The sequence below is a fragment of the Phenylobacterium sp. genome, from assembly GCF_031360265.1.
Classification (GTDB): Bacteria; Pseudomonadota; Alphaproteobacteria; order Caulobacterales; family Caulobacteraceae; genus Phenylobacterium.
Window position 1 is genome coordinate 1 of record NZ_JANMBF010000006.1, and the last position, 9,950, is coordinate 9,950.

Here is a 9,950-nt window from a genome sequence, read left to right on the forward strand (position 1 = left end):
CGACGTGGCCCTGGTCGGCCGGCGGCCGGGGGCCGGGGACCGGTCCCCCGGGCAGGGTGGCGTGCGGCTGGAACGCCGCGCCATAAGCGCCGGACGCCTCCAGCGCCAGTTCGGTCAGCCGCTGGCTGAGTTCGGTGCCGACGGTCTTCATCATCGAGGACCTCGCGCCCGGCGCGTCGCCCTGGCTCAGGCTGGCCAGGATCTGCAGCTCCGCAGCCTCCAGCGCCTCGATCTCGATGGCCAGCGCGTTGAGCCGCGACATGAACCCCGACACATCGCTCAGATGTCTCCCCTGGCCGTCGGCCTCATCCGCCGCCAGCGCCCGGATGCGGCCCAGGCGCGCCGTCAGCCCCGGAGTGGAGATGCCGCCGCCGCGCTCGAACTCCATCAGGTACTTCGCCACCGTCCACCCCTCGCCGATCTGCCCCACGACGTTGGCTTTCGGCACGCGCACGTCGGTGAAGAAGACGTCGTTCTGGATGTGCTCGCCCGACAGCATGATGATCGGGCGCACCTCGATCCCCGGCGTGGCCATGTCGATCAGCAGGAAGGTGATCCCCTGCTGGCGGATCGCCTCGTGGCTGGTGCGCACCAGACAGAAGATCCAGTTGGCGACGTTGGCGTGGGTCGTCCACAGCTTGTGGCCGTTGCAGATGAAGTCCTCGCCGGCCGCCACCGCGCTCATCTGCAGCGAGGCCAGGTCCGACCCGGAGCCGGGCTCCGAATAGCCCTGGCACCAGACATGTTCGCCCGACAACATGCGCGGCAGAAAATGCGCCTTCTGCGCCGGCGACCCGTGGCCGATCAGCACCGGGCCGCACATGCCCAGGCCCATGGGCGAGAGCGGTGGCGCGCCGGCGGCGGCCAGTTCGCTGGCGAAGATGTAGCGCTGGGCCGCGGTCCAGCCACAGCCGCCGTGCTCCACCGGCCAGGCCGGCGCCGCCCAGCCGCGGGCGTGCAGGATCGCCTGCCAGGCCATGGAGAGCTCATGCGGGGCGTAGACGCTGGTCATTCGCCGTGTGTCGCGCCGCATCTGCGGCGTCAACTCGGCGTCGAGAAACGCCCGCACCTCGTCGCGAAACGCCAGTTCGGCCTCGTTCCAGCGAATCTGCATCCGGCGATCTCCCGTGGCGGCCTGGGCGCAGGCTAGACCCCTTGACGCTCCGGCAATCACGGGGTTTGCGGCGGGGCGAGCAAACAGGCGTCCGTGAACCCCGCCTTGGCTATCCGGCAAGCCGATGCCATCTATCCGGATAGCCGGAGGCTCCGATGCCGTTCCACGTTCGCGACCCCGAAACCAACACCCTGGTGCGTGAACTCGCGCGGCGTAAGGGGATCGGTCTCACCGAGGCGGTCAAGCAGACGGTCGGTGAAGAGTTGAAGCGCGAGGCTTCGTCGCCCGGCTTGCTGGAAAGACTCCGCGACTTGCAGGACGAGATCGCGTCCCGGCCATCCACGGGCCTCAAAGCGGACAAGGCCTTTTTCGACTGGTTGTCCGGGGAAGAGGACGTCTGATGTTCGTGGATGCCCCGGCGATCGTGGCGATCCTTGCAAGAGAAGATGAGGCGGTCGATCTGGTGACGCGTTTTGAGAAATCGTACAGCCGCGTGACGTCGGCTCTCGCCATCTATGAAGCGGTTACGGCGATCACACGCATCCGGAGCGTTCCGGTGGGTCGCGCCAGAAGCATCGTGACCGCGTTCCTCGACCGCAGCGGCATTTCTATCATGACGATCGGCGAAGCCGAGTGCCATGCCGCCCTCGACGCCTTCGAACGCTATGGCAAGGGACGCCATCCCGCGCGGCTGAACATGGGCGATTGCTTCGCCTACGCCTGCGCCAGGACCCGCGGCCTGCCCTGCTGTTCAAGGGGGACGAGTTCAGCCAGACGGACATTTCGGTCGCCTAAGGCCGGTCGGTCGCCGAAGCCCGGTCGGTCGCCTGAGTGCGCGGTTGAGTTTCTCCCCGCCTTCCTGTAAAGCCCGCCGCTCTTAGAGTTTTCGTTTGCCTTCGGGCTGCGATGGACGGGGCGCAGTCGACCGCGCCCCATCCTGTCCAAGAACTGCGTAGCCCCGGGGGTCACCCAGGGCCGGAACGTGAAGGCGGGCCCGCCTTCAGCCGCAGGGAGACGGGAAGAAGAGGTTTCGCCGGCCATCCGCCTGGATGGGCGCTGGGCCTGCGGCTTTCCTTTCGGACAGGTGACTAGCCGGCGTGCGCATTCGCGTGCGTTGAAGCCTAACCTATGGAGACCGCAATGGACCGCGCTCAAAAGCAGGACGCCATCGAGACGCTGAAAGGCGTGTTCGACGGGGCCGGCACCGTGGTCGTGACCCACTATATGGGTCTGACCGTTGCGGAAATGACCGATCTGCGGGGCAGACTTCGTTCCGAAGGCGCCCAGCTGAAGGTGGTGAAGAACACCCTGGTGCATAAGGCCCTGGCGGGCTCGGTCGGCGAAGCGGGCGACGCCCTCTTCAAGGGTCCCGTCGCCATCGCCTACGCGCCAGACCCCGTCTCCGCCGCCAAGGTCGCGACCCAGTATGCCAAGGACAACGAGAAGTTTTCCGTTGTCGGCGGCCTCATGGGTCAAGAGGTGCTGGACCTGGCCTCGGTGACCGCGCTCGCGCGGCTGCCCTCGCTCGACCAGCTCCGCGCCAAGCTCATCGGCCTCCTCCAGGCGCCCGCGACCAAGATCGCCGGCATCCTGCAGGCCCCGGCGGGCCAGCTCGCGCGTGTTGTCGGCGCCTACGCCGCCAAAGACGCCGCCTGATCGTCAAATTCGCAAAACGCACACACGAACCTCAAAGGAAATCATCCCATGTCGAAACTCGAAAAGCTGGTCGACGAACTCTCGACCCTGACCGTCCTGGAAGCCGCTGATCTGTCCAAGCTGCTGGAAGAAAAGTGGGGCGTCTCGGCCGCCGCGCCGGTCGCCGTGGCCGCAGCCGGTGGCGCTGCCGCCGCGCCTGCCGAAGCCGCCGAAGAGCAGACCGAGTTCACCGTGATCCTCACCGCCGGTGGCGACAAGAAGATCAACGTGATCAAGGAAGTCCGCTCGATCCGCCCGGACCTCGGCCTGAAGGAAGCCAAGGACCTGGTCGAAGGCGCCCCGCAGAACGTCAAGGAAAACGTCTCCAAGCAGGAAGCCGAAGACGTCGCCAAGAAGCTGACCGAAGCCGGCGCGTCCGTCACCATCAAGTGAGTTCAGGCCAAGCCTGAAGTCATCCCGGAGACGGCGCCCGCCGTCATCCGGGATCCATCTACGGCGAAGGGCCGGGAGCGATCCCGGCCCTTTTGCCATGCGCGAAGGGCCAGCGCGATCAGCGCCTCCTCCGGCGCGGTCAGGCATGACCCGCGCGCCGGCGGGCGGCCGGTCTCCGGCATGCCGTTCAACGCATAGACCAGGGTTCGGCCGTCGCGGCGGTTCCAGAACATCGCCGTGATCCAGCCGTAGGCGTCGCCGAAATGGCCGCGCCAGTCGTCGGTATCGGCTCCGAAGTAGGCGTCGCCCTTGGGCCCCGACCGGCCCACCGGGGTCTCGCAGCCCAGCCCATAGCTCTGGAAGACCCCATCTTCCTCGCCGTTGGGTCGGGCGGGATCGAGGGTCCAGGCGCGGGCTTGCATGGCCTCCAGCGCCGCCCGCGGCAGGATCTGGCGGCCGTTCCAGCGTCCGCCGGCGGCATACATCCTCGCCAGCCGGTCCATGTCGGTGACACTCAGCCGCAGCCCGCCCTGCGGCGAGAAGGCCATGCCGTTGTCGCCCAGCCGATAGTCCCCAGCCTCAAGGATCGGGGCCTCCAGACGGGGGCTTTCCGGCGCGCGGCTGAAGGCGACGCGCGGGGCGGGGACCACCTGGGCGTCCACCTGCGGGCTCCAGCGTCCATTCTCCAGGCGCAGACCGGCGGCGGCGTGGGCGCGGCGGCCTTGCGACACCCCGCTCCAGTTGTAGCCGATGTCCAGTCCCATGGGCCGGAACAGCGCCTCGCGCATGACCATGTCGAAGCGCTGGCAGGCGCGCCGTTCCAGCATCTGGGCCACCAGGGCGAAATTCACGTCGGCATAGGCGAACCAGACGCCGGGCCGGTGCTCCAGCGGCCCGAACCAGCCGCCGGCGTCGTAGTGTCGCCCGCCGACCACGAAGGCCTCTGACAGCGCGCGGCCGAGCGGCACGGGGTAGGAGGGGCCGTTGCGCAGGCCGCTGGTGTGGCTGAGCAGCATGCGCGGCGTGATCGCGACATCGGGATGGGCGGGATGGCGCAGGCGGAACCCCAGCAGGTCCGAGGCGTCGGCGTCGAGGTCGAGCCCGGTGCGCATCGCCAGGGGCAGGAAGACCGAAGCCGCCACCATCTTGGAGATGGAGGCCACGCGGAACGGCTGGTCGAGGGTGAAGGCGCGCTCCCCCGCCGGCCCCAGCGCCACCCCGGCCGCGGCCCGGATCGCCGCCGATCCATCGCCGCGCCTGGCGATGATCCCGGCGCAGGCCATCGGCGGGCCTGACGCCGGCGCGAGGACCCGGGCCAGCGGGTCAGTCGCGGCGCGCGCCCGGGCCGCGGGAAGGAGGAGGGCGGTGAGCCCGCCCCAGACGGTTCTGCGATCAAGGATCGGCGTCATGTCGCTGCCGGCTTGGCCGCTCCCGCGCCGATGAGGAAGGACCCCCTTCTGATCGCGCCGCCCCATGCTACCGTCCAGCCGTGAGCGACTCCATAGCCGTCCTGGACCCCTTCGTGCGCGGCATAGCCGCCGGCGCCATGGCGGTGACCTCGATGGGCGTCTGGCGTAGCCGCGTCAGCATGCGCGCGCGGGTCGCCACAGTCCTCCTGGGGGTCAGCACCATCGCCTGGCTGGTCACCGAGTCCTGGGCGCTTGGGGCCGCTTTCGGTCACCTCAGTATCGTGGCCGCCACCGCCTATCCCGTCGGGGGTATCTTCTGGCTTTTCACCGCCACCCTGTTCGAGGACCGGCCGGTGACGCCCCTGACCCTTTTGCCGGCCGCTGGACTTCTCGCCCTTGGTCTGGCGATGGGGATCGCGCCTCAGGCGGCTTCTGGCCCTCTGTGGACTGCGTTCAATCTCGCGTCGGGTCTGTTCGCCGTGCACGCCGGCTACATGATTGTGCGGAGCTGGCGTGGAGACTTGCTCGAGGGACGCCGCCGCCTGCGGGGCTTGCTGTTCGGGCTAGTGGCCGCGTTTGTCGTTGGCCAGGTGACGATCTCCTTCCTCTCGCGGCTTGACCCTGCTGGCCCTTGGCGTCCCTTCATGATCGGAAGGCCCTACGGCGGGGCCATGCTGGCTGCGCTCATCCTCGCTGGCGCGGTGCTGTTCCTGCAGGCCAGGCCCGAAGTGTTCGGCGCTCAACGGCGTCGCGACCCCGCCGCCGATCCCCGCGCCGAGGCCGCCGACCGCCTGCTGGTCGGCAGGCTCGACACCTTCCTGGCCGCCGAGGGCTGGCGACGCGAAGGGCTGTCGATCGGCACGCTCGCCGGGGAGCTGAGCGTTCCCGAGCATCGCCTGCGACGGCTGATCAACAACCGGCTGGGTCACCGCAATTTCGCCGACTTCCTGAACGCCTCGCGGATCGCCGCCGCCCGGCGCCGGCTGGCCGATCCCGCCGAGGCGCGGACCACCGTGGCGGCCATCGCCTTCGACCTCGGCTACGGCTCGCTCGGACCCTTCAACCGCGCTTTCCGCGCGGCCACGGGGGCGACGCCGACGGAATGGCGTCGCCAGGCGCTGGGCGAGACCTCGCCGAGTCTCGAACAGTCTGTCTGATTTCAAAACCGGCGAGGGTTTTTCGCCGCTGGCGAGACCTGCGCGGCTCGATCCGGCCTCCTTCGCGCAACAGACGCACGGAGACCTCTGATGCACACCAGCCTCGACGACATCGGCCAGATGTGGGTGCGCGGACTGGCGCACGACGGACAGCGCTATGCGATTTTCGCCGTGGCCGTCTGGTTGACGCTCTGGATCGCCCTGGCCCGCGTCCTGCGCCCGCGCAAGATTCGCGAAGAAACGCCGCCCGCGCGCCAGCTGATTGTCGAGCTCCTGTTCTCGCTGCGCTCGATCGCGGTCTTTTCCACCGTCGGCATCGGCATCGACCTGGCCGAGCGCGCGGGGCTGTTTCCGATGGCGAAGCTGGCCCAGCACTGGGGCCTGACGTGGTTCCTGATCAGCCTAGCCGTGATGATCGTCGCCCAGGACGCCTGGATCTATTGGACCCATCGCTGGATGCACCGGCCGCGCTGGTTCCGCACATTCCACCGGCGCCACCATCGCAGCAACAACCCCTCGCCGTTCACCGCCTACAGTTTCGATTTGGGCGAGGCCTTGCTGATGGTCGCCTTCGTGGCGATCTGGCCGGCGATCTTTCCGACCCCGTGGGGCGTGATCGACATCTTCATGTTTCACCAGATCTTCCGCAACACCATCCTGCACGCCGGCTATGAGCTGACCCCGGCGCGGCCCGACGGGCGACCCTGGCTCGACTGGCTGACCACCACCACCCACCACGACCTGCACCACGCCCAGGCCGGCTACAACTTCGCCCCCTGGTTCACCTGGTGGGATCGTTGGCTGGGCACCGAACACCCGCAGTACCATGCCCGTTTCGCCGAGGTGGCGCGCCGACCCTACCTCACCCTGGGCCGGTCCGCCGAGACTCCCGCCGAGGCCTAGACGCCGGGGCCTAGACGCCGGGGCCGGCCGGGACGGCGCTGGGCGAAAGTCCGGCGCCGTCACATTTTTCTTGGGGCAGGGGGGTTCCCCCCGTGCGGGAAACGTCCTATCTGAGCTCCTTCGCGAAAACCTCCGATTCCCGTGACGCGCACGCGTGCGCTCTCGTGAGCCGGATTTCGTGCGTCAAATGTCCCGAGGCATGGTCCGTCGCCCTGCGACCATGCGAAGGGGCGCTCCCGACGAAACGGGGAGCCTTCGAGCGTCCGGCGTTCCCGCAAGGGAAGGTTGAGGGTGGACGTACGGACCATAAGACCGACGCCGGGAGTCTGTTCCCGCGCGTCCTCAAGGGAAAAACATGGCGCAATCCTTCACCGGCAAGAAGCGGATCCGCAAGTCGTTCGGCCGTATCCCCGAGGCCGTGCAGATGCCGAACCTGATCGAGGTTCAGCGCTCCTCCTACGAACAGTTCCTGCAGCGCGAGACCCGCTCGGCCGATCGCAAGGAAGAGGGCATCGAGGCGGTGTTCCGGTCGGTCTTCCCGATCAAGGATTTCAACGAGCGCGCCGTGCTCGAATACGTCTCCTACGAGTTCGAGGAGCCCAAGTACGACGTCGAGGAATGCGTCCAGCGCGACATGACCTACGCCGCGCCGCTGAAGGTGAAGCTGCGCCTGATCGTGTTCGAGACCGACGAGGAAACCGGCGCGCGCTCGGTGAAGGACATCAAGGAGCAGGATGTCTATATGGGCGACATCCCGCTGATGACGGAGAAGGGCACCTTCATCGTCAACGGCACCCAGCGGGTCATCGTCTCCCAGATGCACCGCTCGCCGGGCGTGTTCTTCGACCACGACAAGGGCAAGACCCACGCCTCGGGCAAGCTACTGTTCGCTGCGCGCGTGATCCCCTATCGCGGTTCGTGGCTCGACTTCGAGTTCGACGCCAAGGACATCGTCTTCGTCCGCATCGACCGTCGCCGCAAACTCCCGGCCACCACCTTCCTGATGGCGCTGGGCATGGATGGCGAGGAGATCCTCTCGACCTTCTACAACACCCTGTCCTACGCCAAGCGGGAAGAGAAGAAGGGCAAGGCCGGCGGCTGGGCCACCGCCTATCAGCCCGACCGCTGGCGCGGCGTGAAGCCGGAATTCGCGCTGATCGACGCCGAGACCGGCGAAGAGATCGCGCCCGCCGGCACCAAGGTCTCGGCCCGCAACGCCAAGAAGTTCGCCGACGCCGGCCTGAAGACCCTGCTGCTGGCGCCCGAGGCGCTCACCGGCAAGTACCTGGCCAAGGACCTCGTCAACTTCGAGACCGGCGAAATCTATGCCGAGGCTGGCGACGAACTGAACCCCGAGCTGCTGGCGGCGCTGGAAGAGCAGGGCTTCAAGACCCTGGAAGTGCTGGACATCGACGACGTCACCGTCGGCGCCTATGTCCGCAATACCCTGCGCGTTGACAAGAACACCGCCCGCGAGGACGCGCTGTTCGACATCTATCGCGTCATGCGCCCGGGCGAGCCGCCGACGGTGGAAGCCGCCGAGGCGATGTTCAAGTCGCTGTTCTTCGACAGCGAACGCTACGACCTGTCCTCGGTCGGCCGCGTCAAGATGAACATGCGGCTCGAGCTTGACTGCCCCGACGACGTGCGCGTGGTCCGCAAGGACGACGTGCTGGCGGTGCTGAAGACCCTGGTCGGCCTGCGCGACGGCCGCGGCGAGATCGACGACATCGACAACCTCGGCAACCGCCGGGTGCGCTCGGTCGGCGAGCTCCTGGAAAACCAGTACCGGGTCGGCCTGCTGCGCATGGAGCGCGCGATCAAGGAGCGGATGAGCTCGGTCGATATCGACACGGTCATGCCGCACGACCTGATCAACGCCAAGCCGGCGGCCGCCGCCGTGCGCGAATTCTTCGGCTCCTCGCAGCTGTCGCAGTTCATGGACCAGACCAACCCGCTGTCGGAAATCACCCACAAGCGCCGCCTCTCGGCCCTGGGCCCGGGCGGTCTGACCCGCGAGCGGGCGGGCTTCGAAGTCCGCGACGTGCACCCGACGCACTATGGGCGGATCTGCCCCATCGAGACCCCGGAAGGCCCGAACATCGGCCTGATCAACTCGCTCGCGACCCATGCGGTGGTCAACAAGTATGGCTTCATCGAGAGCCCCTACCGGCGGATCAAGGACGGCCGGACCACCGACGAGGTGGTCTATATGTCGGCCATGGAAGAGGCCAAGCACGTCATCGCTCAGGCCAACATCACCCTGAAGGACGGCTACATCGTCGACGATCTGGTCCCCGGCCGGGTGAACGGCGAGCCGGGCCTCCTGCCCAAGGGCGACGTCGATCTGATGGACGTCTCGCCCAAGCAGGTGGTGTCCGTCGCCGCGTCGCTGATCCCGTTCCTGGAAAACGATGACGCCAACCGCGCCCTGATGGGCTCGAACATGCAAAAGCAGGCCGTGCCGCTGATCCAGACGGACGCGCCGCTGGTCGGCACCGGCATGGAATCCATCGTCGCCGTGGATTCCGGCGCGGTCGTCGTGGCCCGCCGTCCGGGCATTGTCGAACAGATCGACGGCACCCGCATCGTGGTCCGCGCGACGGAAGAGACCGACCCCACCAAGCCCGGGGTCGATATCTACCGCCTGCAGAAGTTCCAACGGTCCAACACCTCGACCTGCATCAACCAGCGTCCCCTGGTGCGTGTCGGCGACCGGATCGCCGCCGGCGACGTGGTCGCCGATGGCCCGTCCACCGACCTGGGCGAACTGGCGCTGGGGCGTAACACCCTCGTCGCCTTCATGCCCTGGAATGGCTACAACTTCGAAGACTCGATCCTGATCTCCGAGCGCATCGTGCGCGACGACATCTTCACCTCGATCCACCTCGAGGAGTTCGAGGTCATGGCCCGCGACACCAAGCTGGGTCCGGAAGAGATCACCCGCGATATCCCCAACGTCGGTGAGGAGGCGCTGCGCAACCTCGACGAGGCCGGCATCGTGGCGATCGGCGCCGAGGTCCTGCCGGGCGACATTCTGGTCGGCAAGGTCACCCCCAAGGGCGAAAGCCCGATGACCCCGGAAGAAAAGCTGCTGCGCGCCATCTTCGGCGAAAAGGCGTCCGACGTCCGCGACACCTCGCTGCGCCTGCCGCCGGGCGTGGCCGGGACGATCGTCGAGGTCCGCGTGTTCAACCGGCACGGCGTCGACAAGGACGAACGCGCCCTGGCCATCGAACGGGCGGAAATCGACCGCCTGGGCAAGGACCGCGACGACGA

General features: G+C 67.7%; 9 protein-coding genes. 7 read left to right on the forward strand and 2 right to left on the reverse strand.

Translation table 11 applies throughout. The features are described 5' to 3' along the window. Window positions 1–1,114: acyl-CoA dehydrogenase family protein (locus RMN86_RS00205; protein ID WP_309603805.1), on the reverse strand; the 1,114-nt coding region annotated here is incomplete at its 3' end. Between the two features lie 155 nt (window positions 1,115–1,269). On the opposite strand from RMN86_RS00205, the gene RMN86_RS00210 reads away from it, so the two are divergent. From RMN86_RS00210 to rplL, 4 genes are all read left to right on the forward strand, one after another. Further along, the gene (locus tag RMN86_RS00210) at window positions 1,270–1,515 is read left to right on the forward strand and encodes a type II toxin-antitoxin system VapB family antitoxin (RefSeq protein WP_309603806.1); all 246 of its coding nucleotides are present in this window, start codon (window positions 1,270–1,272) and stop codon (window positions 1,513–1,515) included. Then, complete coding sequence (locus RMN86_RS00215) at window positions 1,515–1,979, forward strand: type II toxin-antitoxin system VapC family toxin (protein WP_309603807.1); 465 nt, start codon at window positions 1,515–1,517, stop codon at window positions 1,977–1,979. Before RMN86_RS00210 ends, RMN86_RS00215 begins: the two co-directional genes overlap by 1 nt. Before the next feature lie 275 nt (window positions 1,980–2,254). After that, entirely contained in the window at window positions 2,255–2,770 is a 516-nt protein-coding gene (gene rplJ / locus RMN86_RS00220) for a 50S ribosomal protein L10 (RefSeq protein WP_309603808.1), read from the forward strand. A 48-nt stretch (window positions 2,771–2,818) separates the two neighbouring features. Beyond that, a complete protein-coding gene (gene rplL / locus RMN86_RS00225) occupies window positions 2,819–3,202 on the forward strand; it encodes a 50S ribosomal protein L7/L12 (protein WP_309603809.1) in 384 nt (127 codons plus the stop codon). A gap of 2 nt (window positions 3,203–3,204) precedes the next feature. Here the strand turns inward: rplL and RMN86_RS00230 are convergent, their stop codons facing one another. After that, window positions 3,205–4,611, reverse strand: a complete 1,407-nt coding sequence (locus RMN86_RS00230) for a serine hydrolase (protein WP_309603810.1) — start codon at window positions 4,609–4,611, stop codon at window positions 3,205–3,207. Window positions 4,612–4,691: 80 nt separating this feature from the next. Between RMN86_RS00230 and RMN86_RS00235 the strand changes: the two genes are divergently transcribed. From RMN86_RS00235 to rpoB, 3 genes are all read left to right on the forward strand, one after another. Beyond that, the gene (locus RMN86_RS00235) at window positions 4,692–5,768 is read left to right on the forward strand and encodes a helix-turn-helix domain-containing protein (RefSeq protein WP_309603811.1); all 1,077 of its coding nucleotides are present in this window, start codon (window positions 4,692–4,694) and stop codon (window positions 5,766–5,768) included. Window positions 5,769–5,858: 90 nt separating this feature from the next. Further along, window positions 5,859–6,671 (forward strand): sterol desaturase family protein, encoded by an 813-nt coding sequence (locus RMN86_RS00240; RefSeq protein ID WP_309603812.1) that lies wholly within the window; start codon window positions 5,859–5,861, stop codon window positions 6,669–6,671. Between the two features lie 355 nt (window positions 6,672–7,026). After that, window positions 7,027–9,950, forward strand: a 2,924-nt coding sequence (rpoB, locus tag RMN86_RS00245) for a DNA-directed RNA polymerase subunit beta (RefSeq protein ID WP_309603813.1), incomplete at its 3' end; no start/stop codon positions are given.

Coding starts and splice junctions, on each gene's coding strand:
- RMN86_RS00210 (WP_309603806.1), top strand. CDS start 1,270: ATGCCGTTCCACGTTCGCGACCCCGAAACCAACACCCTGGTGCGTGAA.
- RMN86_RS00215 (WP_309603807.1), top strand. CDS start 1,515: ATGTTCGTGGATGCCCCGGCGATCGTGGCGATCCTTGCAAGAGAAGAT.
- rplJ (WP_309603808.1), top strand. CDS start 2,255: ATGGACCGCGCTCAAAAGCAGGACGCCATCGAGACGCTGAAAGGCGTG.
- rplL (WP_309603809.1), top strand. CDS start 2,819: ATGTCGAAACTCGAAAAGCTGGTCGACGAACTCTCGACCCTGACCGTC.
- RMN86_RS00230 (WP_309603810.1), bottom strand. CDS start 4,611: ATGACGCCGATCCTTGATCGCAGAACCGTCTGGGGCGGGCTCACCGCC.
- RMN86_RS00240 (WP_309603812.1), top strand. CDS start 5,859: ATGCACACCAGCCTCGACGACATCGGCCAGATGTGGGTGCGCGGACTG.